Genomic DNA, 23780 nt, shown 5'->3' with positions numbered 1-23780 from the left:
CGGCAGCTGTGGGCAGTAGACTTGCGGGTTTTTTGCAGACCGAGGTAATCATGTCCAGGATTGAAACCCAGAGTATGCCCAGGGAGCAGTTCCTGACGATCGCCGTGAACCTGCTGCACCGTGCTTTTATGGACGCCAAGCGGGATGACGCGAAAATCCTGTTCCGCGAGCTGATCGAGGGCAGGCGGGCGCCCCTGACCAACGTGCAGATGGAAGACAAGTCGACGGTTCGCTTCGACCTGAGTATGGATTATTCCCAGTACGGTGGCTCGTTGAACTTTGGCGCCTTCCGGGCCAGCCTGACAGCATTGCTGGCCAATCTTGTCGATGCCATCAAATCCGGGCGGGAGATCACCACCTTTGGTGCCCAGGGCAATCCCGACAACATTATATTCGGGGTAACCGGCGTCAACGTGGACCGCGGTGTGCCATCGGTGTTGGTGCTTTCCACCCATGCCGATTCCCGCGAGCCGGTGATCCAGTTGCGGCTGATGTACCTGGACTACCAGCAGTTCCTGGCCTCGCACCAGGAAGAGGCGGGCGACAAGGCCTAGTCCGGAACTTCAATCAACCGCGGGCAGTTGCGGGGCGGTGATGACCAGCTTCTCGGGTGGGGCCATAACCACGGCAGTGCCGGTCAGTACCAGCTTGTCCCCTTGGTTGTAGGCCTTGCAGTCCAGGGTGAGCGCCTTGCGCCGCTCCTGCTTGTCGATTACTTCCAGCCTGACCGTGATGACATCACCGATTTTTACCGGCAGGCGAAACTTCAGCGATTGTTCCAGGAAAATGCAGCCCGGGCCCGGCAACTTCATGGCCAGGGCGGCGGAGACAAACGAGGCGGTGAGCATGCCGTGGGCGATACGCTCACCAAACTGGCTTTGAGCGGCGAATTCCGGGTCCAGATGCAGCGGGTTGACGTCGCCGGAGACCGCGGCAAACATCTGGATATCGACGTCGGTGACCGCCTTGGAATACTCCGCGCTTTGCCCTATGGTGATTTCATCGTAGGTGTAATTGCTCAACTGCGACATGCCTGATCTCTCGGTTGCGTTACCACTGGTCTCGAAAGCATAACCCATAATCCCCGAGGACTGATAAAACACACCCCATGGCAGACAGTGTTATTGAATCCCGGCGGCCTATCCATTTTCCGGAAGAGCTGCCCGTATCCCAGCGGCGGGAGGAAATCGCTCGGGCGATCGCGGATTACCAGGTGGTTGTGGTGGCGGGCGAGACCGGGTCCGGCAAGACAACGCAACTGCCGAAAATCTGCCTGGAACTCGGCCGCGGAAACAATGGACTGATTGGTCACACCCAGCCTCGTCGCCTGGCGGCCCGCACGGTGGCCCAGCGTATTGCCTGGGAACTGGGTGGAGAGCTGGGCGGCGTGGTGGGTTACCAGGTCCGCTTTACCGACAAGGTCTCGGAGGAGACCGCCGTCAAGCTGATGACCGATGGCATACTGCTGGCGGAAATCCAGCGCGACCGGCTGCTTAAACGCTACGACACGCTGATCATCGACGAGGCCCACGAACGCAGCCTGAATATCGATTTCCTGCTCGGTTACCTGAAACAGCTGCTGCCCCGGCGCCCGGACCTTAAGCTGATTATTACCTCGGCCACCATCGACGTGGACAGTTTTTCGCGCCACTTCGACGATGCCCCGGTTATCGAGGTGTCCGGACGCACCTATCCGGTGGAGACCCATTACCTGGGCAGCAGCGCCGAACAGGACACGGACGATTACAGTCGCATATCTTCCCTGGTACAGGACATCGATGCCGGCAACTTTGGCAAACGGGGCGATATATTGGTCTTCCTGCCGGGAGAGCGGGATATCCGGGAGCTGGCGCGGCAGTTGCGCGCTGACACCGAACTGGACATTCTGCCGCTGTATGCCCGCCTCAGCCAGGCCGAGCAAAACAGGGTCTTTGATATTTCCAGTCGGCGAGGCACCCGCGTGGTGCTGGCCACCAACGTGGCCGAGACCTCGCTCACCGTGCCGGGGATTCGCTACGTGATAGATCCCGGTGAGGCGCGCATCAGCCGCTACAGTTACCGCACCAAGGTGCAGCGGTTGCCGGTGGAGCCAATATCCCAGGCCAGTGCCAACCAGCGCCAGGGGCGCTGCGGCCGGGTAGAAGCAGGGGTATGCCTGCGGCTTTACACTGAAGAAGACTTCAACCTGCGGCCGGAGTTTACTGATCCGGAAATTCTGCGGACCAACCTGGCGGCGGTGATTCTGCAAATGCTGAACCTCGGGTTGGGCGAAGTAGACAGGTTCCCCTTCATCAACCCGCCGGATCCGCGCATGGTGCGCGATGGTTACAAACTGCTGGAAGAGCTGGGTGCAGTGAGCGCCAATGGCAGGATGACGCCAGTGGGACGCAGCCTGGCGCGGTTGCCGGTGGACCCGCGGCTGGGGCGCATGGTACTCGCCGCCAGTGAGCGTAACTGCCTGGCGGAAATCCTGGTAATCGCCAGTGCGCTGGCCGTCCAGGACCCAAGGGAGCGACCCGCCGACAAGCAGCAGCAGTCCGACCAGTCGCACGCGCGGTTCAAGCACCCCCGCTCAGACTTCATGGCCTGGCTGAATCTGTGGCGCTATTACGAGGAGCAGCGTCAGGCGCTGAGCCAGAACCAGTTGCGCAAGCTGTGCAAGCGGGAATTCTTTTCCTACCTGCGTATGCGCGAGTGGCGGGATATCCACGTGCAGCTGACAATCGCCTGTCGCCAGCAGCAGCTCAGGCCTCCCCCCCGCCTGCCGGAAGAGGAGAATTACCAGGGCATTCACCAGGCCCTGCTGGCGGGCTTGCTGGGCAATATCGCCCAGCACCAGGAGGACCGGGAGTACCTGGGTGCGCGCAACCGCAAGCTGCAGATTTTTCCCGGCTCCTCCCAGGCCCGCAAGAAGCCCAAGTGGCTGGTGGCTGCGGAGGTGGTGGAAACGTCGCGCGTGTTTGCCCGCACCGTGGGCGCGATTGATCCCCAGTGGGTGGTGGACACCAATCCCCAGCTGCTGAAACACCACTACTACCAACCACGTTGGCAGTCCCGCAGCGGACGGGTTGTCGCCTGGGAGCGTTTAACCCTGTATGGGCTCACCATCGCCGATAAGCGTTCGGTGCACTACGGGCCCATAGCACCGGCAGAGTCCCGGGAACTATTGATCCGCGACGGCCTGATTGCCGGCCAGTATCGCCAGCACCCACCCTTCCTGAAGCACAACCTGCGCCTGGTCAGGGAACTGGAGGAACTGGAATCCAAGGTCAGGCGCCGTGATCTTCTGGTGGACGAACAGGTGCTGTTTGAATTTTACGACGCACAACTGCCGGAGACCTGCTATACCGCCGGCCGACTGCAATCCTGGCTGAAGAAAACCCCCGGGGCTGACGAGCGCCTGCGGCTGGACAAAACTGTGCTGCTGGCCAGGGATCCAGGCGCAGAACTGGAAAACCAGTTCCCCGATAAACTCCAGTGGCAGGATCTCGAATTCAAGCTGAGCTACCAGTTTGAACCGGGCAAGGCCAGCGACGGCGTTACGGTGACGGTACCCGTGGCCCTGCTCAACCGGGTGCCGCGGTTTCGCTTTGACTGGCTGGTGCCGGGTTTGTTGCGGGACAAGTGCATCGCCCTGGTCAAGGGGCTGCCCAAGGACAAGCGCAAGCGCCTGGTACCCGTGCCGAACTATGTTGACCAGGCGCTGGCGGAACTGGAGGCGGACGACAGCGATCTGCTGCTTGCACTGTCGCGGGTGCTGGGGCGCCTGGGTGGGCTGAAGTTGCAGCCGGCGGACTGGAACAGTGACAAGCTCGACGACTTTTACCGGATGAACATCCGGGTGGTGGATGCCCAGGGGCGGCTGTTGGAACAGGGGCGGGACCTGGCCGCGCTCATCGAGACCTACCGCAGCGACACCCGCCAGAGCATTGGCGAGGACAAGGGCGACTCTCCCGCCAGGGAAGGCATCACCCGTTGGGACTTCGATGTGCTGGACCGGGAGTGGCGCTTCCGCCAGGCCGGGGTTGAGATCCTGTCTTATCCTGCCCTGGTCGATAAGGGTGACAGCGTCGCGATAGAGCTCTGCGACTATCCCGGGTTGGCCTGGCGGCAACATCGGCGCGGCGTGCTGAAGCTGCTGCGCCTGCATAGCGCCCAGGCGGTGAAATACCTGCGCAAACAGATGTTACGGGGTAACGAGTTCAACCTTGTGCTGGCGGGGGCGGGCCAGGAGCGGTCAGCGCTGGTAGAAGACCTCATCGACGGGGCGTTCGTGCAGGCCATGGCACTCGATACCCAATTGCCCCGGGACAGGCAGGCCTTTGAACAGCTGCTGGCCAAGGGCAAGGGTGAACTGGTCAACCGCGGGAACGACATCGAGACCCTGTTGCTGAACAGCCTGACCCCCCTGGCGGAAGCGCGAAGGCGGCTGGCGTCCTTCGAGTCCGGCAAGTGGCGGGAAAACATTGCCGATATGGAGCAACAGCTGCGGGCACTGTTCTGTCCGGGTTTTGTCCGGGACACGCCGGCGGACTGGCTGGGCCAGTATCCTCGCTACATGAAGGCCCTGCTGAACCGGGTGGAACGTCTGCCGGGACAGGTGCCCAAGGATTTGCAGCACACCGCGCTGCTGCAGCAGTTATACCAGCCCCTGGCTGAGGCCCAGGCCAGCAGGGAGGGCTTGCTGCAGTTGTGTGTCGCCGCCAGCCAGTATCGCTGGATGCTGGAGGAACTGCGGGTGTCGTTGTTTGCCCAGCAACTCGGGACGCGCCAGGCTGTTTCGCAGAAGCGCCTGCAGCAGCAGTGGCAGGACGTGCAGGCGTGGCTGGATGCTAATCCCCACTAGGTTATTGTTCATTGCCCTTTTGGTTTGAATGTGAAAAATTACCGACTGTTTTGCTCGGGCTTTGAAACTTACCCAACGAAGCCCGGTCATAACCTGCAACACGCGTTAGCCGCGGTAAGTTGTTCAGCCCGGTGGCGTGTGTCACTAAAAACCTCGGATTAGATACAGGGAATACAACATGGCTCAATCTAAAAAACCTCTTGCTGCCGCCCTCGGTGCAGCATTTCTGGCTTCGTCAATCGCACCTCTGGCTTCCGCTGAGGTGAACCCCTTCTCTGCCCAGCAGTTGAGCGGCGGGTATGACCTGGCTAACTACGACAAGCATAAAGACGGCAAGTGCGGCGAAGGCAAGTGCGGTGAGGCCAAGTCTGAAGGCGAAGGCAAGTGCGGTGAGGCCAAGTCTGAAGGTGAAGGCAAGTGCGGCGAAGGCAAGTGCGGTGAGGCCAAGTCTGAAGGCGAAGGCAAGTGCGGCGAAGGCAAGTGCGGTGAGGGCAAGTCTGAAGGCAAAGGCGCCGAAGGTAAGTGCGGCGGCTGATGCCTGACAACACCTCCGGGTTCCAGGGAGCGGGACTCGGCCTGAGACGGGCCCTTCTGGGCCCGCTTCTGTCTATGGATCCCGGGGCCGTGGATTTTATGGAAGTGGCGCCGGAGAACTGGGTCGGCGTCGGCGGCCGCTTCGGGCGGCAGTTCCGCACCCTGGCTGAGCGCTTCCCCATCGTTTTGCACGGATTGTCGCTGGATATTGGCGGTCCTGACCCGCTGGACCAGGACCTGGTCAGGTCGGTCCGTCGGTTCATGGACGAGTTCGATGTGCCACTCTACAGTGAGCACCTGACCTACTGTGCGGCAGACGGGCACCTGTACGATCTCCTGCCCATCCCCTTTACCGAGGAGGCGGTGCACTATGTGGCCGACCGGGTGCGCCAGGTGCAGGATATTATCGGCGCCCCCATTGCGCTGGAAAACGCCTCCTATTACGCCCAGACCCACACCGATTTAAGCGAGGCGGAGTTCATCGGCGCGGTGCTGGCCGAAAGTGGCTGCGACCTGCTGCTGGATGTCAACAACATCTACGTCAACAGCATCAATCATGGATACGATGCCCTCGGGTTTCTCGACGCCCTGCCCCTGGAGAGGGCCCGCTACATCCACGTGGCAGGTCACTACGATGAGGCCGACGATCTCAAGGTGGATACTCACGGCACGGATGTGATCGACCCGGTGTGGCAACTGCTGGCACAGGCTTATCGCCGGGCCGGCGTACTGCCCACCCTGCTGGAGCGTGACTTCAACCTGCCGCCGCTGGCGGCGCTGTTGCTCGAGGTAGAGCAGATCAGGCAATTACAGGCGGCCGCTGCCGCCGGACGACAGCAAGCGGTGGGTGAACGATGAGTACGGCCAGCCTGCGCGATGCCCAGTTGGCAATGGCCGCGCATCTGCGGGATCCTGACCGCTCACCGGCACCCGCGGGTATCGAGGAGCGCCGGCTGAAAATTTACCGGGAGCTGATCTACAACAATATCGAGGGCTTTATCAGCGGTGGTTTTCCGGTGTTGCGCAGCCTGTATCCACAGCAGGCGTGGGATGAGCTGGTGCGCCTGTTTATGGACGCGCATCGCTGTCAATCACCGTACTTTCTCGAAATCAGCCAGGAATTCATCAGCTACCTGCTCAACGAACACGCATTGCGCGAGTGCGATCCACCCTTCATGGCGGAGCTGGCCCATTACGAGTGGGTGGAACTGGCGCTCGACATCGCCGAAGACGAGCTGCCGGCGATGGTGGGCGAGGTGGATGTCGAATCCGCCTGTCCGCTGCTCTCGCCGCTGGCCTGGGTGCTCAGCTACCGGTTTCCAGTGCACCGGATAGGCGCTGACTATCGCCCGGACTCGGCTGAGCAGCCGACCTACCTGGTGGTCTACCGGAATCGCCAGGACACGGTGGGCTTTATCGAACTCAACGCGGCCAGCGCGCGCCTGCTGGAGCTCACCCGCGATAACGACTCTGCCTCCTCTGTCGAAATCCTGGCGACCCTGGCCGAAGAAATGCAGTTGCCGCCGGCGCAACTCCACGACTTCGGTCTGCAGCAACTCGAGCAGATGATACAATTGGGCGTTCTGGTCGTCCGCTAGCCGGACTTGTCAGAAGCCCGGTTCGCGCTTACCATCTGCGCCTCTGAGTACAGGTATTTCCCGATAAATGACGCTCTCCCGTTTGCTGCTGCTGTTGTTCGCACTGGCTCTTCCTGTCGCCGTTAGCGGTGCCGAGGAAGAACAGCGCAATGTGGATCCGCTTGAGCCCTTCAACCGGGTGATGTTCAGCGTCAACAACAGCCTGGACAAATACCTTATCCGCCCGGTGGCGGTGGGTTATGACTGGGTTTTGCCCGGTTTTGCCAAGCGTGGCGTGGGCAATGTGTTCGCCAACTTTTATGACTTCAACTCGGCCATTAACAGTGTGTTACAGGGACGGTTTGCCGGGGCGGGGCAGAGCGGTGGTCGCTTCCTGCTCAACAGCACCATCGGTCTGGTCGGTATATTCGACGTGGCCACGCCCATGGGAGTGCCACCCTATCGCACGGATTTCGGACACACCCTGTCGATCTGGGGATTCGAGTCCGGGCCCTACCTGATGGTGCCGTTCTTTGGCCCCAGAACCGTGCGCAGTGGCGTCGGTACCATTTTTGAAGCCTATACGTCGGTGCCCACTTACATGCCCAGCGTTGCCCTGCGTAACAGCCTCTGGGGGCTGGAATTGATCGATGGCCGCGCCCGCCTGCTGGAAGCCGATGAGCTCATCAGCGGGGACCGCTATATCTTCCTTCGCGACGTCTACCTGTCCAACCGGGAGGCGTTCGTCAATGAGGGGGTGATCACGGATGATTTCTCTGATTTTGAGGAAGGTGAGGACTTCGAAGACTTCTAGCCTCGCTGGTGCACTATCGCAGTGCGCAAAAGTGTGAAATCCTGCCCAATCCTGGCCATAAATGGTTGCCTGCCCCCGGGGATGGGCGTAGTGTCTCGGCAAATACAGACAGCACATGGTCCCCCATGGACTCAATTGGTACTGCGCTTGTCGCCGATGATGATCCAGAGCGCCTGGAAGAGCTGGCCGCGCTGGTAACAGAGTTGGGTTTCACCGCACTTAAGTACACCGATGCCAACGCCGCCCGCGAATTCCTGCATACCCGGCCCGACCTGGATGCCATTCTCTGTAAAATGGATATGGAAGGATTGAGCTGGAGTTCGGCCGAGCGCACCCTGCGGGAAATGGATGTACAGATCCCGGTCATCCTGTTCAGTGACGAAGCCGAGGCTTCGCGAATGATGCGGGCACTGCGGGTTGGCGCCAGCGATTTCTTTGTCCGCCCGGTAGAGGACGTGGAAGCACTGCGGCGCTCCCTCAATCGCTGTGTTCGCCAGCGCCAGGTGCGGCGTGAACTGGAGGAGTCACGTCGCAGTCTGCAGGCGGCCAATACGGAACTCACCGGTACCATTGAGATGCTGGAACAGGACCAGCAGGCGGGGCGGCAGGTACAATTGCGCATGCTGCCGGTTTCACCGCTGGTGCTGGGGGACTACGTTTTCAGCCACACGGTGATACCTTCGCTTTACCTCAGTGGCGATTTTACCGACTACTTTACCGTCGGCGACCACTTCGTCACCTTCTTTATGGCCGATGTTTCCGGCCACGGCAGTTCATCCGCTTTTGCCACGGTCCTGCTCAAGAACCTGTTCGCCCGCAAGCGCTCGGACTTCCTGCGCAGGAACGATGACACCATCCTCAGCCCGGTGGCTCTGCTGAAGCGAGCCAACAAGGAGATCATGGACCTGGAGGTGGGCAAATTTGCCACCATGGTGGTGGGCGTGCTGGACATGGCTTGCAACAGCCTGCGCTACAGCGTTGCCGGTCACTTGCCGCAACCGGTGCTGGTTTCCGGCGACGGAGCCCGCTATCTGCGTGGCGAGGGCTCCGCGGTCGGGATAATCGACAATGCCAGCTACGAAGAGCATATGATCGACCTGCCCGACAGCTTCATGCTGGCCCTTTTTTCCGACGGCATTCTGGAGATCCTGCCGCCCAAAAATCTCATTGAAAAAGAGAAGTATTTCCTCAATGTGTTCGAGCAGACAGCCAATTCACCGGAAGAAATGGTGACACGATTAGGGCTTGACCAGGTGGACACTGCACCGGATGATATCGCCGCACTTTTCATCAGCAAGCGGGGCTGAGATGCACGAGGGGAAAATTCAGGCCGCCAGCCACCATGGCGCGTACGTTATTCGCATGCTGGGCGACGTACGACTGACCCTGTGCACCACCATTGACGCCTACTTTCGCAAAATGTTCGACGACCCGGAATTTGCCAGCGTCTGGGTGGACCTGTGCGAAGTCGAGGGCATCGATTCCACCACCCTCGGGTTGCTGGCCAAACTGGCCATCAAGACCGAAGAGCGCTATCACTTCCAGCCTGCCATTTTCTCCTGCGATCCGGGTATCAACCGGCTGCTCAAAAGTATGGGCTTCCAGCGCCTGTTTGACCTGCGCGAGGAGGCCTGCGCCAGCACTGACGACGTGGCAGAGTTACCCCAGGTGGCCAGCGACGAGGCCGACGTGAAAAACAAGGTCATAGAAGCCCACCGGGTGCTGATGGACCTTTCCGCTGAGAACCGGGCTCGCTTCAAGGATCTGCTCGAGGTCCTCGAGCACGGCTGAGGCTACAGGGCCAGCGCCTTGTCCCGCGCCTGGTGCTTGCTGCGGATGTAATCCTGGTGCGGGACATAGGTAAGCTCGGCCACCTGCCGGATGAGGTGCTCCTCGTACTTGTCCACGCTGTTGTCCGCCCAGGCGACCATCCACATGTTGTGCACCAGCTGCAGTTTCTGCTCCATGGTGAAGTGGTCGTTGATCAGCCGGGTGAATTCGTAGAGGGAGATAGACTCGTCCACCCGCGCACTGGCCCTGGAGATCAGCTGTTTGACCTCCTTCTCGTCCAGTTTCAGGGTAGTACAGAGCAGTGCCTCCATGGTCTCCTGCTCGGCCGCGTCCTGGGTAAAATCCGCGCGAGCGGTCTCGATGAGCAGGGCGGCCGAGGCCAGTTGCAGACGGTGGGCCAGGTCCTCTGCAGACTCGGCGTCCGGTCGCTCGAAGAGGGCTTTGAGGGCGCCAATCATCGCGTGCTGATCAGTTGTTCCAGTTTGATCTGGTCGCCGACAAAATTGCGAATGCCTTCCGCCAGTTTTTCTGTGGCCATGGCGTCGGCGTTGAGGGCGTAGCGGAACTCGCCTTCACTGGGGTTCTGTCTGTCTGCCGTGGAAGCGACGCTGTGCGCCTGCAGCTGACGCGGCAGTTCCCCTTTATCCGCCGCCAGTTCCTCCAGCAGGGCCGGACTGATGGTCAGCCGGTCACAGCCGGCCAGGGCTTCGATTTCGCCGGTATTGCGGAAGCTGGCGCCCATCACCACGGTCTGGTAGCCGTGGGTCTTGTAGTAATTGTAAATAAGGCTGACCGACTGCACCCCGGGATCGTCCTGCGGGGTCTCGATATCCAGTTCGGTGTTGGCCTTGTACCAGTCCAGGATACGGCCGACAAAAGGAGAGATGAGAAAAACCCCGGCGTCGGCACAGGCTGCCGCCTGGCCAAAGCCGAACAACAGGGTGAGGTTGCAGTTGATGCCTTCTTTCTCCAGCTCGGCGGCGGCGCGGATGCCCTCCCAGGTAGACGCCGTTTTGATCAGGATGCGTTCGCGGCCAATGCCGGCCTCCTCGTACATGCCGATCAGCTTACGGGCACGTTCCCGGGTGGCGGTGGCGTCGAAGGACAACCTGGCATCCACTTCGGTGGAGATTCTTCCGGGAATAATCGCCAGGATCTCCTTGCCGACGTCGACGGCGAAACGGTCGCAGCAGTTGGCCAGTTGCTCCGCATCGGAGCCGCCCTGTGCCGTCGCCCATGCTTTCGCCTTGTCGAGCAACTCGGCGTAGTGGGGCAGCGCGGCTGCCTTGAGCAGTAATGAGGGATTGGTCGTGGCGTCCAGTGGCTGGAAGCGGCGGATGGCCTCGATGTCGCCGGTATCGGCCACCACGTCGGTCATGGCCCTGAGTTGATCTAGTTTGCTTGTCACTGTTGATTCCTGTTCTGCGGCTCAGGCGGCGGCCGGTTTTACCATGGCCAGAGCGTCGGTCAAGACGGCCAGCCCCGCGTCCTTCCTGTAGGCGTTTTCACTCAGGTGCCGCCGGAATTTACGTGCCCCGGGAACACTCTGGTAGAGCCCCAGAATGTGCCGGGTAATGTGATTCAGGTGAACACCACGAGCCAGTTGCCGTTCCACGTAGGGCAGCAACTGGACGATCACATCTTCGCGGGAAACTGGGGATTTGTCTATCCCGTACAGCTGCGCGTCTACCTGGGCGAGCATCCACGGGTTCTGGTAGGCCTCGCGCCCGATCATTACCCCGTCAACCCGCTCGAGGTGTTGCCGGCACTGCTCAAGCGTCTGGATGCCGCCATTGATAACGACCTCGAGCGCCGGCATATCCTGTTTGAGGCGGTATACCCAGGGGTAGTTCAGCGGCGGTATCTCGCGATTTTCCTTCGGCGACAGCCCCTGCAGCCAGGCCTTGCGCGCGTGCACGATGAATACCCTGCAACCCGCTTCGGCCACCGGGGCGACAAAATCCAGCAGCTGCTGGTAGGACTCCATGTCGTCGATGCCGATACGGTGCTTGACCGTGACCGGCAGGGCCGTGCTGTCACACATGGCCTTCACGCAATCGGCCACCAGCTGCGGTTGCGCCATCAGGCAGGCGCCGAACATCCCGGACTGCACCCGGTCCGAGGGACAGCCGCAATTGAGGTTGACCTCGTCGTATTGCCAGTCCTCGGCCCAGCGGGCGCAGCGGGCCAGTTCCCCGGGATTGCTGCCGCCAAGTTGCAGGGCCACCGGGTGCTCCTCGGGGTTGAAGTGGAGGAAGCGCTCCCGGTCGCCGTGAATCAGGGCACCGGTGGTGACCATCTCGGTATACAGCAGCGCCTGTTTTGTCAGCAGCCGCCAGAAGAACCGGCAGTGGTGATCCGACCAGTCCATCATCGGGGCAATGGAAAATCGACGGGACGTTGTGAGTGCGTTTGTCATGGAGGGCGCGCTTGTTGAATCCAGCGGCAATTCTAACTGAAGTCGACCCTGCATTGGATTCCGGCCGTTGCGAAATTTTTCGGCAGGGAAGGCGGAGCGGAAATACATAACCCGGTCTGCCCTGTGGATTTATGCTTTTTACTTAAATGGAAGTCTTTCGATAGGCCAAAATGGTTTAAGCATCAGAGCGCCTTATATGGTGGCTCGCCGCCAGATTGCTATACTTTGTGGTGCATCACCACCACAGTGCGAATGGGTGACCTATGATGGTCTATCGTATCGGTGAAGTGGATTTTGATACTGATGCCAGCGAGATCCGTGTCCGCGGAATGGCGACACATCTGCAGCCCCAGGTCAGCAGTGTGTTGGCCTGTTTGATAAGGCACAGGGGCGAGGTGGTGTCGAAAGATACACTGGTTGCTGAGGCCTGGAAGGGTCGTTACGCCAGCGACGAAAGCGTAACCCGCTGTGTCTCGCTACTTCGCGCACAACTGGCAGACAGAGATCAGCGGCATCTGATCGAAACCATAGCGAAGAAAGGCTACCGCTTTAACGGCCCCGTCGAAGAGGTCACGCCCGGGCACTGTTCTGCCTCGTCACACACTGAATATCAGCCGCAGTCGGCTGGCGATTCTCCCAAGACCGCGGTTAACCTGCTGATCACTGCCGCGGTTATTTTCCTGATGCTCTCTGCGCTGGGAGTAGCGTCCGATTTCTTTACCCTGAGGTAATCGTCGGCCTTTGCAAAGAAAAAAATCAACACAATATCCCCTCTCGATCAGGCTTAATCCCCTTCAAATTATTAGTATCCGTGACTGCTGCATGTAGTGGTCTTCAGTGTAGCGCAATGTTCAATACTGGACAGACGGATTTTGTCATCCGGTTAAACGGGACAGGAGACTGGCAAATGGTTAAGCAAGTAGCGTTAAGGACAGTGGGTGTTTTGGCAATGGTTGGCGCGGGCGCGGTCTGGGGCCACGGTGACCAGAACGGAACAGTGGTCTACATCTACGAGGGTGAGATCTCCGCCAGGGATATATGCATGTCAATCGTCTACGACGATGTGCATGGATTGAAACACGCACTGCGACATGAGCGGCGGACGCTGCTGGAACGCTCTCATCTGCTCTACGAGTGCAATGACATGGGTCTCGATGAATTCGCGTTCACTATGGGCGCCGAGGATGTCAGCCAGTACCTTGCGCCGAAGTTTGGTCGCGAGGGAGTCGTCACTGTCGAGCAGGTCGGCAGCATTAACGACTGATATAGCATCGGGGCAAACCCCGGGCGCTGCGTGTATCACCCAGCGTATTAGTGTGCTTTTTCCCTGGCCCCGGAGATATCTTCCGGGGTCGCGGCTGACTTTTACCGTCGCTCTCATCAGACCTTATCCGTCATTCATCTTCCAGGCACGGGGCTGCCAGCAGCCTCCTCGCGTGTTTGATCGCAAGCCTTGAGCACCGCTCACAATTCCTTGATACTGCATCGACATTGCCTTCTCAGCTGAGAATCTTTATGAACGCGTTCAGCAAAAGCCTGGTATTGGCCTGCATGCTGGTCAATGCCGCTGTCACAGTGGCGGGAGAACACATGAAACCGAACATCGTAATCCTGGCAACGGGAGGCACCATTGCCGGCGCCGCGGCGACGGAGACCCAGGCCGGCTACACGTCGGCCGAGGTGGGCGTTGAGACCCTGATCAAGGCCGTACCGCAGCTGTCGGAACTGGCAAATGTCAGTGGCGAACAGGTGGCCAACATCGGCAGCCAGGACATGAACGATGCAGTCTGGTTACAGCTGGCCAGGCGGGTTAACGACCGGCTGGCGGAGGACGAGGTCGACGGCATTGTGATCACCCATGGCACGGATACCATCGAAGAAACAGCCTACTTCCTGAATTTGGTGGTAAACAGCGACAAACCGGTAGTAATGACAGCCGCCATGCGGCCGGCGACGGCACTGTCCGCCGATGGCCCCCTGAATATTTATAACGCCGTCGCGGTGGCGGCAGATCCCAACGCCCGGGGCAGGGGCGTGCTGGTGGTGATCAACGACGACATCCACGGCGCCCGGGGCATGACCAAGACCAGCACCACCGATGTGCAGACCTTTGTGTCTGCCGAACGGGGGCTGATGGGGGCGACCCTGTACGGCCAGAACCGCTACTATCGCCGCCCTTATCGCCTGCACACCCTTGACTCAGAGTTCTCCATTACCGGTCTGGCGTCGCTGCCGCGGGTGGACATTATTTACATTTCTGCCGGTGTGTCCCCTGACTTGATCGATGCAGCGGTCGCCAATGGCGCCAAGGGCATCGTGACCGCTGGGGTGGGTAACGGCAATATGACCGCCGCCGCCCTGGCCGCACTCGAGCGAGCCAGGAAGAAAAACGTCGTGGTGGTTCGATCCACCCGGGTGACCAGCGGTACCGTGGGCCGCAACATAGAGATTGACGACGATGCACTGGGGACGGTGGCATCGGGTGAATTGAACCCGGCCCAATCCCGGGTGTTATTGAAATTGGTGCTCACCAAAACCGACCTGCCGGCGGATGTCCAGGCCTATTTCGACACCTACTGACGCCACCGAATCGCTCCCGGTCATCTACCGCGACGACCACCTGGTGGCGGTGAACAAGCCCGGTGGCCTGCTGGTGCATCGCAGCCCGATTGACCGGCATGAAACCCGGTTTGCCCTGCAGCTGGTGCGCAACCAGATCGGCCAACGGGTGTATCCCGTCCACCGCCTGGACAAACCCACCTCCGGTGTCCTGTTGTTTGCGCTGTCACCCGCAATCGCCCGGGAACTCTCGGCACAGTTTTCAGCTCACGCGGTCAACAAGCAGTACCTTGCCGTTGTCAGGGGCTGGTGCCCGCAACAGGGGCTGATAGACCATGCCATCAGGGACCGGCCCGATAAACTCGCTGACCGACACCGACAGGCAGAGCCGCCAGCCCGCGAGGCGCAAACGGCCTATCGCCGACTGGCCACAGTGGAGCTTCCCTTCGCGGTGGACCGCTACCCGCAAAGCCGTTATTCACTGGTTGCGCTGCAGCCCCGGCAGGGGCGAAAACACCAGCTCCGGCGCCATATGAAGCACCTGGGCTACCCGATGATTGGCGACGCCAAGTATGGCAAGGGCGTACACAACCGCTTCTTCCAGACGCAGCTCGATTGTGACCGCCTGCTGCTCGCCTGTACCGCCATGACCTTACGGCACCCGCTCAGCGGTGACGCCCTGGCGTTACGGGCCCCGCTGGGTGACAGCTTTGCCCGGCTGGTGGAGCGCTTTGGCTGGTCCCCGGTAGTGGAGGAACAGGCGCTAGAGATAGCCTGAATAGGGTCCTGTAGCGGTGGGATTTAACCCCTGTAGGCCGTATAATCGCCGCTCTCGAAAATGACCCCCAGGATAGCCATGACCGTTCGCACCCGCGTTGCGCCTTCACCGACCGGAGACCCCCACGTCGGGACCGCCTATATCGCCCTGTTCAACCTGTGTTTTGCCCGCGCCCACGGCGGTCAGTTCCTGTTGCGTATCGAGGATACCGACCAGGTTCGCAGCACACCGGAATCGGAGCAGGCCATTCTGGATTCCCTCAACTGGCTGGGTCTGAACTGGGATGAGGGCCCGGACGTGGGTGGTGATCACGGACCCTACCGGCAAAGCGAGCGCATGGAGATTTACGGCGAGTATGCCCGGCAACTGGTGGACGCCGGCAAGGCCTTTATCTGTTATCGCACCGCGGCGGAACTGGATGAGCTGCGGGAGGCGCGGCGTGAAGCCGGCAACAGCAATGCGCTGAAGCCCTCGGACCTGTATCTGCCTGAGGAAGAGGTCGAGAAGCGTCGCGCCGCCGGCGAGCCCTACGTGATGCGCATGATGGTGCCCGAGGAAGCGGGGGCCTGTGTGGTGGATGATATGCTGCGCGGCAGCATAGAACTGGACTGGGGCATGGTGGACGCCCAGATACTGCTCAAGTCCGACGGCATGCCGACCTACCACCTGGCCAATGTGGTGGACGATCACCTGATGGGTATCACCCACGTGATTCGCGGCGAAGAGTGGATCAATTCTGCGCCCAAGCACAAACTGCTCTATGAATACTTTGGCTGGGACATGCCTCAGCTGTGCCACCTGCCGCTGCTGCGCAACCCGGACAAGTCCAAGCTGTCCAAGCGCAAGAACCCCACCAGTATCCTGTATTACCAGCGCATGGGCTACTTGCCCGAGGCACTGCTCAACTACCTGGGCCGCATGGGCTGGTCGATGCCCGACGAGAGTGAAAAGTTCACCCTGCAGCAGATGGTGGAGAACTTTGACATTCAGCGGGTATCCCTGGGCGGCCCCATTTTCGATGTGGAGAAACTGTCCTGGCTCAATGGCCTGTGGATTCGAGAAGACCTGGATGAGCAGGCGCTGGCCCAGCGGCTCATTGCCTGGGCCTACAACGAGGCCAACCTGATGAAAGTGCTGCCCCATGCGCAGAAGCGCATGGAGACCCTGAGCGATTTCGCGCCCCTGGCAAGCTTCCTGGTGTCCGGCACCCTGCCCATCACCGAGGAGAGTTTTGCTGCGGTCAAGGGTGAGCGGGATGACGTGGTCAAGGGCCTGCAGTTTGCTCTCTGGCGCATGGAAGCCCTGCAACAGTGGAACCGCGACAATATCTGGGATGAGCTGAAAGCCGTGGCGGATGCCACCGGGGTCAAGGTCAAGGATTTCCTGGCGCCGATTTTTGTTGCCATCGCCGGCACCAGCGCCAGCTTTTCGGTGGTGGATTCCATGGAAATGCTGGGCCCCGACATGAGCCGCGCCCGCCTGCGCCACGCGATCGATGTGCTCGGCGGTGTGTCCAAGAAGGGGATGAAGCGCCTGGAGAAGGAATACCAGGGGCTGTAACCAGCCCCTATCATTTACTTCCCTGTCATTCCGGCGCACGCCGGAATCCACAGAACACCCGCGCTCCCCTTCGTCATTCCCGCGCTCCTCTTCGTCATTCCCGCGCTCCTCTTCGTCATTCCCGCGAAGGCGGTGTTCCGGCATACCGGAATCCAGTAGACTTCACTACCCAAACCCATCCAGCCACTGGATCGCCAGCCGCTGGATTCCGCCTGCGCGGGAATGACGGAACAAGAGACAATGCTACTCAATACCACTACCTCCCTGATCTCCACCCTCATCCGCCCCACCAACGGCATCCAGAGCAGGGTCAACACCGACAAGCCGGCAAAGCTTCTGCAGCTCTATGACATCGAAAACTGCCCCTACTGCCGGCTGGTGCGCGAGGCCCTCACCGAACTGGACCTCGATGCCCTGATCCTGCCGTGCCCCAAAAACGGTGCGCGTTTCCGCCCGGAGCTGGTGGAGCGGGGCGGCAAGGCCCAGTTTCCCTACCTGGTCGATCCCAACACCGGGGTGGAGATGTACGAGTCCCTGGATATAGTGACCTACCTGTTCGATACCTACGGTAGTGGCCTGCCGCTGAAGTGGAAGCCGGGTCGCCTGCAGACCCTGGGCTCGATGCTGGCCAGTGCGCCGCGGCTGCACCGGGGCATGCGGGCCAGGCCGGGGAAAGAGCCGGCGGAATTGCTGGAGCTTTACAGCTTTGAATCCAGCCCCTATGCGCGGTTGGTGCGGGAAAAACTCTGTGAAATGGAGATCCCCTACATCGTGCGCAACTGTGGGCGCACCCTGGCCAGCGAGTGGTTGTTCCCGCCGGTGCGCAGCGCCCTGGACATTACCCCGAAAAGTGAACTGGACAACCGACGGCACCTGCTGGCGCGGGAGGGCAAGTTATCCATTCCCTACCTGTTTGACCCCAATACCGATCAGGGACTGTTTGAATCCGCAGACATCCTCGACTACCTTGATCAGCACTACGGCAGCTGAATCAGCCTGATACCCTGCAGCACGCCGATTCCCGAAAGGCATCACAGACCATGTCCATCAGTGTTTTCGATTTATTCAAAATCGGCATAGGGCCATCCAGCTCGCACACCGTGGGTCCCATGCATGCCGCCCGGATGTTCGCCGCACGACTGCAGGACGAGGGAAGCCTGGCGGGCTGTGAGCGCGTCTGTGCGGAACTCTACGGCTCTCTTGGCGCTACCGGCGCGGGCCACGGCTCCCCCAAGGCGATCCTGATGGGACTGGAAGGTGAATTGCCGGAAACCGTCGACGTCGACGACATTGCCGGGCGGGTGGCGGCCATCCGCGAGGGCGGCTCGCTGAATCTGCTCGGTAGCAAGCCCATCGCCTTCAGCTATCGCGACGACCTGGTCATGCATCGCAACGAGTCGCTGCCTTACCACGCCAACGGGCTGCGCTTTACCGCCTGGAACGGTAGCGGAGATTTACTGGCCCAGTGTGTTTACTACTCGGTCGGTGGCGGCTTTATCGTCGACGAGGAGGCGGCCGGTGCGGATGTCATTGTCGAAGATTCCACCCCCTTACCCTATGGATTTACCACCGCCGAGGAACTACTGGAGCAGTGCAGGCACAGTGGTTTGTCCATCAGTGCGCTGATGCTGGAAAATGAGAAAGTCTGGCGCAGGGAAAGTGATATCCGTCAGCAGTTACTGCAGATCTGGCAGGTCATGGATGCCTGTATCTCGCGCGGGATAGCTACCGAGGGCATTATGCCCGGTGGCCTGAAAGTAAAGCGCCGGGCTGCTCAATTGCACCGTCAGTTGAAGAGTGAACAGAACGCCCTGGGGGACCCATCGCTGAATACCATGGACTGGGTGACACTTTATGCCCTGGCGGTGAACGAGGAAAACGCGGCCGGTGGCAGGGTGGTTACCGCACCCACTAACGGAGCCGCTGGCATTATCCCGGCAGTCCTCAAGTACTACCTGAAATACTGCAGCGGCTCCAGTGAGGACGATATTGTTCGCTACCTGCTGACCGCCGCGGCAATTGGCATTCTTTACAAAACCAATGCCTCCATCTCCGGCGCCGAGGTCGGCTGCCAGGGGGAGGTCGGTTCCGCCTGTTCCATGGCGGCGGGGGCGCTGGCCGATGCCCTGGGCGGTACCCCGGCGCAGGTGGAAAACGCAGCCGAGATTGCCATGGAGCACAACCTGGGGCTGACCTGTGACCCGATTGGCGGACTGGTGCAGGTGCCCTGTATCGAGCGCAATGCCATGGGGGCCATCAAGGCCATCAGCGCCGCGCGCATGGCCCTGCGCGGCAGCGGCGAACACTATGTGTCGCTGGACCAGGTGATTCGCACCATGCGCGACACCGGGCGCGACATGCAGGACAAGTACAAGGAAACCGCCCGCGGTGGCCTGGCGGTGAACGTGCTCGAAGTGCCGGTGAATATCATCGAATGCTGACCAGTGGCCTGATCACAAGCGTCGACCTGGTCGCCACCGCGGTGTTTGCCATCAGCGGCGCGCTGGCGGCGGCGGAGCAGCGCAACGATATCCTCGGCTTTATCCTCTTTGGGACGATTACCGGGATCGGCGGCGGTACCGTTAGAGACCTGCTGCTGGGTGCCGATGAGGTGTTCTGGTTACACCATACGCAGTACCTGTGGACCTGCCTGGGTGCGGCGGTGGCCACCTGGTTCCTGGCCCCGCAATTCAATTCCCTGCACAAGGTGCTGCTGTGGGCCGACGCCGTGGGCATGGCCCTGTTCAGTGTGCTGGGTGCCGTCAAGGCGGTGCAGCTTGGCGCGCCGGATATTGTCGCCGTCGGAATGGGGGTGATGACCGCCACCTTTGGCTCCATGATTCGCGACACGCTGCTCAACCAGGAGCCGGTGTTGCTTGGGCCTGAAATTTATGTGACTGCGGCCCTGCTGGGCGCCTCCTGCTATACCCTGTTGATCGGTTTTGAGGCCACCGCGGCATTTGCGCTGCCGCTGGCGATTGTGGCCGCGTTCACCCTGCGTGCCTGTGCCATCCTGTTTGACCTGCGGCTGCCCAAGTACGAGGGTCATGGTGAGTAGTGACCACAATACACAGCAGGCCTGCCCCTGCGGCGGGGGCGCCTATGGCGACTGTTGCCAGCGCTACCTGCAGGGCGAAGCGCTTGCGCCAACGGCGGAGGCCCTGATGCGCTCCCGTTACTCCGCCTTTGCCCTGGGAATGGAGGATTACCTGTTGGCGTCCTGGCACCCGCGCACGCGCCCCTCCCGGGTGCGCCTGGATCCGCAGCAGAAGTGGATTGGTTTATCGATCAAGTCTACGGAAGCGGGACGGGAAGACGATGTGAATGGCGTGGTTGAATTCGTCGCCCGCTTCAAAATTGCCGGCAAGGGCCACCGGTTGCACGAGCGCAGTCGTTTTGAAAACATCGAGGGCCGCTGGTTCTACCTCGACGGCGATCACCTGTAGGCCGGACAGGGCGCCCTAGTCCTCGTCGGCCTCGGCAATGCGCGCCTGCCGCGCCTGTTCCTCCTCCAGGGCCGCTTTGATTTCCAGCATGACCGCATCCACGTCCGCGTCGTGAGTGTCTTCCTCCGCGTTACCGGTCAATTCGATGTCCGGGTGCAGGTCGCCGTCTTCATACAGCTCCCAGATTTCCTGGGCGTATCGCGTGTGCTTGAGTGCGGGGGCGAACTGGCTGTAGTAGTCGGTCATTTTGTTGACGTCACGGGTGAGCATCGCCTGGGCGTTGTTGTTGGCGGCGGCGTCCACCGCCTGCGGCAGGTCGATGATGACCGGGCCATCCTCGTCAACGAGCACGTTGAATTCGGACAGGTCGCCGTGAATCAGGCCTGCGCACAGCATGCGCACCACGTACCGCATTACCAGGGCGTGATCTTCCAGCGCCTGTTCTTCCGACATGCTGACATCGTCCAGCCGGGGCGCCACGTCACCGTGTTCGTCGGTGATCAGTTCCATCAGCAACACGCCGTCGAAGCAACCGTAGGGGGTAGGCACGCGGACCCCGGCCCGTTCCAGCCGGTACAGGGCGTCGACTTCCGCGTTCTGCCAGGTTTCTTCCTGCTGTTTGCGGCCGAACCTGGAGCCCTTTTCCATGGCCCGGGCGCGGCGGCTGTTGCGGACCCTGCGCCCCTCGGTGTACTGCGCCGCCTTCTTGAAACTGCGTTTGACCGCGTCCTTGTAAATCTTCGCACAGCGGGTTTTACCGCCACAGCGTACGACAAACACGTCCGCTTCCTTGCCGCTCATCAGCGGTCGCAGGACCTCGTCGATGATGCCGTCTTCCACCAGCGGGCGCAGGCGCTTGGGTACCTTCAAGGGAGACGCCTCACCTTGAACTTGCGCCCCTTGATTCTGCCGTTGAGCAGGCGCCCCAGGGCCTTGTCGGCGACAGCGTGTTCAATGGCGACATAGGCGGCATAGTCCGTGACGTTGATTTTGCCCACCGCCTTGCCGTCGATACCGGCCTCCCCGGTCAGGGCGCCGAGGATGTCTCCCGGGCGGACCTTGTGCTTGCGACCGCCAGCAATACACAGGGTGACATAGGGAGGAGGGGGCATGTACTCGCCGCCGATGTTAATGGTCTCAATGGCCTCGAAGCTGATTTCGGTGTCCTGGTACCCGGCGATCGCATCCAGCTTGTAACGCTCGGAGTCAGCGAACAGGCTCAGGGCGAGGCCGCTGTTGCCCGCCCGACCCGTGCGGCCGATCCGATGAATGTAGACCTCGGCGTTACGCGGCAGCTCGAAGTTGATCACCGCCGGCAGTTCGTCGATATCCAGCCCCCGGGCGGCGACATCGGTCGCCACCAGCACACTGCAGCTGCGTTGCTGGAACTGGATTAACACCTGGTCGCGATCCCGTTGCTCCAGGTCACCGTGCAGACCCTGCGCGCTGATGCCGTTATCGGCAAGGTGCTGGCAGACCTCGCGCACCAGTTGCCTGGTATTGCAGAAGACCACGGCGGACTGGGGGCGGAAATGGTTGAGCAGGGTGACCAGGCCATCCAGCCGGCCCTGCTTGCTGCAAATATAGAATTGCTGGTCGATCTGTTGCTGGCTGTGCAGTGACTCCACCGTCACTGTTTCCGGCTCCCGCTGGAAGCGCGCGCTCAGGGCGAGGATGTCCTCCGGATAGGTGGCAGAAAACAGCAGGGTTTGCCGGGCATCCGGGGTGTGGCCGATGATATGGGTGATATCGTCGATGAAGCCCATCTCCAGCATGCGATCCGCTTCGTCCAGTACCAGGGTGTTTACCCGGGCCAGCGACAGGGTTTTCTTGCGCAGGTGGTCGAGGATTCGGCCCGGCGTACCCACCACGATATGGGCGCCGTGTTCCAGCGAACCGATCTGCGGGCCGATGGACTGGCCGCCGCAGAGCACGACCACCTTGATGTTCTGGCGGTAGCGAGCGAGCCGGCGGATTTCAGCGGCCACCTGGGTTGCCAGTTCCCGGGTGGGGCACAGGATCAGGGCCTGGGCGCCGAAGTCACGGGGGTTGATCCTGTCCAGCAGGGGCAGGGCGAAGGCGGCGGTTTTGCCGGAACCGGTCTTGGCCTGGGCAATGAGGTCCCGGCCCGCCAGGGCCAGCGGCAGCGACGCCGCCTGGATGGCGGTCATTTCCCGGTAGCCGAGACTCTCGAGGTTATCCAGCTGCTCCGTCGGCAGCGGCAGGCGGTCAAAGCTCAAATCGCTCACGCTGTGACCCCGATCAGTGATGGTGGCCGCCGGGGCCATGAGCATGGCCGTGGGCGATCTCCTCCTCGGTGGCGGCGCGCACGTCGATGACCTCGACGTCAAAGGTCAGGGACTGACCGGCGAGCGGATGATTGGTATCGATATGGGCGCTGTGGCGGCCCGCCTTGATGACGGTCACCGGCATCCGGCCGTCACTGGTATTGAGCTGGACGACCATGCCCGACTTGAGTTTGCCCTTGAACACCAGGTGCTTGGCCGGCACCCGTTGCTGGCGCTCCGGGTCGCGTTCGCCATAGGCATCCTCCGGGACCAGGGTGGCGCTGAATACGTCGCCCGCGGCGTGCCCTGCCATGGCCTTCTCCAGGCCGGGGATGATGTTGTTGGCGCCGTGCAGATAGGCGCTGGGCTCGCCGCCCCGGGATGTTTCCAGTTGTTCCCCGGACTCGTTGCGCAGGGTGTAGTGGAAAATCGCGACGTTGTTGGGACCGATGTTCACTTGAGGCTTTCCAGTTGTTGTCAGAGGGTGCGTATCTTACACGCCTTGCTCATTCTTTGCGCAGGGCAATTGCAGCCAGAACGGCGACCGCAAACTCAAAAGCCAGGGCGCCCCAGGTGTACCCGGCAACCATCCATTGTGTGTCCCAGGCGGAGTACAGCCTGGCCAGCGCGAGGGAACCGATCGACATCACCAGCAGGGTAAGTGCCGGGCGGTAGAATGCCGGCTTGAGCGCCGCCAGCAGACAGAACAGGCCGAAGCCGAACTGCAGCCCGCCATACATGGCGCCCATCTCCGCATAGGCGTCGCCGCTGCCAATCGTCAGGCCGGCATAGCCGGCGGGCAGTTCGGGCGAGACGAAGCAGGCGACGCCGTAAGCCGCGAAGATCAGGCCGCTGGCCCAGAGTACGATTTTTCCCAGCATGTGGCGTGGCTCCCGGGGTCTGGTGACTGGCTGTGCCGATGTTTGTCCAGTGTACTGCAAAATGCCGCCAGGAGATTGCAGGATAGGAGCGGGGAGGTGCTTGACAGGCTATGCCGCTATCACTAAAATGCGCACCTCTTCGTTGATCTTGCTTCGGCAAAAAACCAGACGGATCAACGAGTTAGCATCAAATTTGGGGCTATAGCTCAGCTGGGAGAGCGCAACACTGGCAGTGTTGAGGTCAGCGGTTCGATCCCGCTTAGCTCCACCAAACACGAAACCCCCGG

The 23780-nt window shown here is 61.0% G+C and carries 25 protein-coding genes and 1 tRNA gene; 18 read left to right on the top strand and 8 right to left on the bottom strand.

The genetic code is table 11. The features are described from left to right. Positions 1 to 50: 50 nt before the first annotated feature. Positions 51 to 554, top strand: a complete 504-nt coding sequence (locus E2F43_RS11810) for a hypothetical protein (protein WP_133212833.1) — start codon at positions 51 to 53, stop codon at positions 552 to 554. 9 nt (positions 555 to 563) lie between these two features. Here E2F43_RS11810 and E2F43_RS11805 read toward each other — a convergent pair whose 3' ends face one another. Beyond that, positions 564 to 1031 (bottom strand): MaoC family dehydratase, encoded by a 468-nt coding sequence (locus E2F43_RS11805; RefSeq protein WP_133212831.1) that lies wholly within the window; start codon positions 1029 to 1031, stop codon positions 564 to 566. Between the two features lie 77 nt (positions 1032 to 1108). Here E2F43_RS11805 and hrpA point away from each other — a divergent pair, with 77 nt between their 5' ends. The 7 genes from hrpA to E2F43_RS11770 all read left to right on the top strand — a co-directional run bounded on the left by hrpA (position 1109) and on the right by E2F43_RS11770 (position 9562). Continuing rightward, the gene (hrpA, locus tag E2F43_RS11800) at positions 1109 to 4846 is read left to right on the top strand and encodes an ATP-dependent RNA helicase HrpA (RefSeq protein ID WP_133212829.1); all 3738 of its coding nucleotides are present in this window, start codon (positions 1109 to 1111) and stop codon (positions 4844 to 4846) included. 178 nt (positions 4847 to 5024) lie between these two features. Further along, a complete protein-coding gene (locus E2F43_RS11795; RefSeq protein ID WP_133212827.1) occupies positions 5025 to 5381 on the top strand; it encodes an HvfA family oxazolone/thioamide-modified RiPP metallophore in 357 nt (118 codons plus the stop codon). Next, positions 5381 to 6238 (top strand): HvfB family MNIO-type RiPP peptide maturase, encoded by an 858-nt coding sequence (locus E2F43_RS11790; protein ID WP_133212825.1) that lies wholly within the window; start codon positions 5381 to 5383, stop codon positions 6236 to 6238. The genes E2F43_RS11795 and E2F43_RS11790 overlap by 1 nt, the downstream gene beginning before the upstream one ends. Further along, entirely contained in the window at positions 6235 to 6978 is a 744-nt protein-coding gene (locus tag E2F43_RS11785; protein WP_133212823.1) for an HvfC family RiPP maturation protein, read from the top strand. The genes E2F43_RS11790 and E2F43_RS11785 overlap by 4 nt, the downstream gene beginning before the upstream one ends. A 67-nt stretch (positions 6979 to 7045) precedes the next feature. Further along, a complete protein-coding gene (locus E2F43_RS11780; RefSeq protein ID WP_133212821.1) occupies positions 7046 to 7771 on the top strand; it encodes an MlaA family lipoprotein in 726 nt (241 codons plus the stop codon). Between the two features lie 125 nt (positions 7772 to 7896). After that, positions 7897 to 9078 (top strand): PP2C family protein-serine/threonine phosphatase, encoded by a 1182-nt coding sequence (locus E2F43_RS11775; protein WP_133212819.1) that lies wholly within the window; start codon positions 7897 to 7899, stop codon positions 9076 to 9078. A gap of 1 nt (position 9079) precedes the next feature. After that, positions 9080 to 9562, top strand: coding sequence for an STAS domain-containing protein (locus E2F43_RS11770; protein ID WP_133212817.1), 483 nt, complete (start codon positions 9080 to 9082; stop codon positions 9560 to 9562). 2 nt (positions 9563 to 9564) lie between these two features. Here E2F43_RS11770 and E2F43_RS11765 read toward each other — a convergent pair whose 3' ends face one another. From E2F43_RS11765 to dusA, 3 genes are read right to left on the bottom strand one after another with little or no spacing between them, the layout of a single operon-like run. Beyond that, on the bottom strand, positions 9565 to 10020 hold the full coding sequence (locus E2F43_RS11765; protein WP_133212815.1) for a tellurite resistance TerB family protein: 456 nt from the start codon (positions 10018 to 10020) through the stop codon (positions 9565 to 9567). Beyond that, on the bottom strand, positions 10017 to 10970 hold the full coding sequence (gene tal / locus E2F43_RS11760; protein WP_133212813.1) for a transaldolase: 954 nt from the start codon (positions 10968 to 10970) through the stop codon (positions 10017 to 10019). Before tal ends, E2F43_RS11765 begins: the two co-directional genes overlap by 4 nt. A gap of 21 nt (positions 10971 to 10991) precedes the next feature. Beyond that, complete coding sequence (gene dusA, locus E2F43_RS11755; protein ID WP_133212811.1) at positions 10992 to 11981, bottom strand: tRNA dihydrouridine(20/20a) synthase DusA; 990 nt, start codon at positions 11979 to 11981, stop codon at positions 10992 to 10994. 263 nt (positions 11982 to 12244) lie between these two features. On the opposite strand from dusA, the gene E2F43_RS11750 reads away from it, so the two are divergent. The 9 genes from E2F43_RS11750 to E2F43_RS11710 all read left to right on the top strand — a co-directional run bounded on the left by E2F43_RS11750 (position 12245) and on the right by E2F43_RS11710 (position 20324). Then, on the top strand, positions 12245 to 12712 hold the full coding sequence (locus E2F43_RS11750; RefSeq protein ID WP_133212809.1) for a winged helix-turn-helix domain-containing protein: 468 nt from the start codon (positions 12245 to 12247) through the stop codon (positions 12710 to 12712). Positions 12713 to 12888: 176 nt separating this feature from the next. After that, entirely contained in the window at positions 12889 to 13245 is a 357-nt protein-coding gene (locus E2F43_RS11745; protein WP_133212807.1) for a hypothetical protein, read from the top strand. Positions 13246 to 13496: 251 nt separating this feature from the next. Next, entirely contained in the window at positions 13497 to 14561 is a 1065-nt protein-coding gene (locus tag E2F43_RS11740) for a type II asparaginase (RefSeq protein ID WP_133212805.1), read from the top strand. After that, positions 14533 to 15318: a tRNA pseudouridine(65) synthase TruC gene (locus E2F43_RS11735; RefSeq protein ID WP_133212803.1), complete on the top strand. Its 786-nt coding sequence runs from the start codon at positions 14533 to 14535 to the stop codon at positions 15316 to 15318. The genes E2F43_RS11740 and E2F43_RS11735 overlap by 29 nt, the downstream gene beginning before the upstream one ends. A gap of 78 nt (positions 15319 to 15396) precedes the next feature. Continuing rightward, a complete protein-coding gene (gene gltX / locus E2F43_RS11730) occupies positions 15397 to 16878 on the top strand; it encodes a glutamate--tRNA ligase (protein ID WP_133212801.1) in 1482 nt (493 codons plus the stop codon). A 240-nt stretch (positions 16879 to 17118) separates the two neighbouring features. Then, the gene (locus tag E2F43_RS11725; RefSeq protein ID WP_133212799.1) at positions 17119 to 17868 is read left to right on the top strand and encodes a glutathione S-transferase N-terminal domain-containing protein; all 750 of its coding nucleotides are present in this window, start codon (positions 17119 to 17121) and stop codon (positions 17866 to 17868) included. A gap of 50 nt (positions 17869 to 17918) precedes the next feature. Continuing rightward, positions 17919 to 19319, top strand: coding sequence for an L-serine ammonia-lyase (locus tag E2F43_RS11720; protein ID WP_133212797.1), 1401 nt, complete (start codon positions 17919 to 17921; stop codon positions 19317 to 19319). Then, positions 19313 to 19936, top strand: coding sequence for a trimeric intracellular cation channel family protein (locus E2F43_RS11715; RefSeq protein ID WP_133212795.1), 624 nt, complete (start codon positions 19313 to 19315; stop codon positions 19934 to 19936). Before E2F43_RS11720 ends, E2F43_RS11715 begins: the two co-directional genes overlap by 7 nt. Beyond that, the gene (locus E2F43_RS11710) at positions 19929 to 20324 is read left to right on the top strand and encodes a YchJ family protein (protein WP_238946869.1); all 396 of its coding nucleotides are present in this window, start codon (positions 19929 to 19931) and stop codon (positions 20322 to 20324) included. Before E2F43_RS11715 ends, E2F43_RS11710 begins: the two co-directional genes overlap by 8 nt. Positions 20325 to 20339: 15 nt before the next feature. On the opposite strand, the gene E2F43_RS11705 is transcribed toward E2F43_RS11710, so the two are convergent. From E2F43_RS11705 to E2F43_RS11690, 4 genes are read right to left on the bottom strand one after another with little or no spacing between them, the layout of a single operon-like run. Then, positions 20340 to 21194 carry a PA4780 family RIO1-like protein kinase gene (locus E2F43_RS11705; protein ID WP_133212793.1) on the bottom strand — a complete coding sequence of 285 codons (855 nt, stop codon included), beginning with the start codon at positions 21192 to 21194 and terminating at the stop codon, positions 20340 to 20342. Next, entirely contained in the window at positions 21191 to 22573 is a 1383-nt protein-coding gene (gene dbpA, locus E2F43_RS11700) for an ATP-dependent RNA helicase DbpA (RefSeq protein ID WP_165954280.1), read from the bottom strand. The genes E2F43_RS11705 and dbpA overlap by 4 nt, the downstream gene beginning before the upstream one ends. A gap of 13 nt (positions 22574 to 22586) precedes the next feature. Next, positions 22587 to 23069, bottom strand: a complete 483-nt coding sequence (locus E2F43_RS11695) for an FKBP-type peptidyl-prolyl cis-trans isomerase (protein WP_133212791.1) — start codon at positions 23067 to 23069, stop codon at positions 22587 to 22589. Between the two features lie 49 nt (positions 23070 to 23118). Beyond that, complete coding sequence (locus E2F43_RS11690) at positions 23119 to 23493, bottom strand: DUF4345 family protein (protein WP_133212789.1); 375 nt, start codon at positions 23491 to 23493, stop codon at positions 23119 to 23121. A gap of 195 nt (positions 23494 to 23688) precedes the next feature. On the opposite strand from E2F43_RS11690, the gene E2F43_RS11685 reads away from it, so the two are divergent. Beyond that, positions 23689 to 23764 (top strand) — tRNA-Ala (locus E2F43_RS11685). Positions 23765 to 23780: the final 16 nt, after the last annotated feature.

The organism is Seongchinamella unica (assembly GCF_004354085.1).
Lineage (GTDB): Bacteria > Pseudomonadota > Gammaproteobacteria > Pseudomonadales > Halieaceae > Halioglobus > Halioglobus unicus.
Note: the sequence above shows the minus strand (reverse complement) of the source record. Positions and strands in the feature narration are given on the sequence as shown.

Bases quoted from the DNA above. Each gene is read 5' to 3' on its own strand.
- E2F43_RS11810 (WP_133212833.1), top strand. From the start codon at position 51: ATGTCCAGGATTGAAACCCAGAGTATGCCCAGGGAGCAGTTCCTGACG.
- E2F43_RS11805 (WP_133212831.1), bottom strand. From the start codon at position 1,031: ATGTCGCAGTTGAGCAATTACACCTACGATGAAATCACCATAGGGCAA.
- hrpA (WP_133212829.1), top strand. From the start codon at position 1,109: ATGGCAGACAGTGTTATTGAATCCCGGCGGCCTATCCATTTTCCGGAA.
- E2F43_RS11795 (WP_133212827.1), top strand. From the start codon at position 5,025: ATGGCTCAATCTAAAAAACCTCTTGCTGCCGCCCTCGGTGCAGCATTT.
- E2F43_RS11790 (WP_133212825.1), top strand. From the start codon at position 5,381: ATGCCTGACAACACCTCCGGGTTCCAGGGAGCGGGACTCGGCCTGAGA.
- E2F43_RS11785 (WP_133212823.1), top strand. From the start codon at position 6,235: ATGAGTACGGCCAGCCTGCGCGATGCCCAGTTGGCAATGGCCGCGCAT.
- E2F43_RS11780 (WP_133212821.1), top strand. From the start codon at position 7,046: ATGACGCTCTCCCGTTTGCTGCTGCTGTTGTTCGCACTGGCTCTTCCT.
- E2F43_RS11775 (WP_133212819.1), top strand. From the start codon at position 7,897: ATGGACTCAATTGGTACTGCGCTTGTCGCCGATGATGATCCAGAGCGC.
- E2F43_RS11770 (WP_133212817.1), top strand. From the start codon at position 9,080: ATGCACGAGGGGAAAATTCAGGCCGCCAGCCACCATGGCGCGTACGTT.
- E2F43_RS11765 (WP_133212815.1), bottom strand. From the start codon at position 10,020: ATGATTGGCGCCCTCAAAGCCCTCTTCGAGCGACCGGACGCCGAGTCT.
- dusA (WP_133212811.1), bottom strand. From the start codon at position 11,981: ATGACAAACGCACTCACAACGTCCCGTCGATTTTCCATTGCCCCGATG.
- E2F43_RS11750 (WP_133212809.1), top strand. From the start codon at position 12,245: ATGATGGTCTATCGTATCGGTGAAGTGGATTTTGATACTGATGCCAGC.
- E2F43_RS11745 (WP_133212807.1), top strand. From the start codon at position 12,889: ATGGTTAAGCAAGTAGCGTTAAGGACAGTGGGTGTTTTGGCAATGGTT.
- E2F43_RS11740 (WP_133212805.1), top strand. From the start codon at position 13,497: ATGAACGCGTTCAGCAAAAGCCTGGTATTGGCCTGCATGCTGGTCAAT.
- E2F43_RS11735 (WP_133212803.1), top strand. From the start codon at position 14,533: ATGTCCAGGCCTATTTCGACACCTACTGACGCCACCGAATCGCTCCCG.
- gltX (WP_133212801.1), top strand. From the start codon at position 15,397: ATGACCGTTCGCACCCGCGTTGCGCCTTCACCGACCGGAGACCCCCAC.
- E2F43_RS11725 (WP_133212799.1), top strand. From the start codon at position 17,119: ATGCTACTCAATACCACTACCTCCCTGATCTCCACCCTCATCCGCCCC.
- E2F43_RS11720 (WP_133212797.1), top strand. From the start codon at position 17,919: ATGTCCATCAGTGTTTTCGATTTATTCAAAATCGGCATAGGGCCATCC.
- E2F43_RS11715 (WP_133212795.1), top strand. From the start codon at position 19,313: ATGCTGACCAGTGGCCTGATCACAAGCGTCGACCTGGTCGCCACCGCG.
- E2F43_RS11690 (WP_133212789.1), bottom strand. From the start codon at position 23,493: ATGCTGGGAAAAATCGTACTCTGGGCCAGCGGCCTGATCTTCGCGGCT.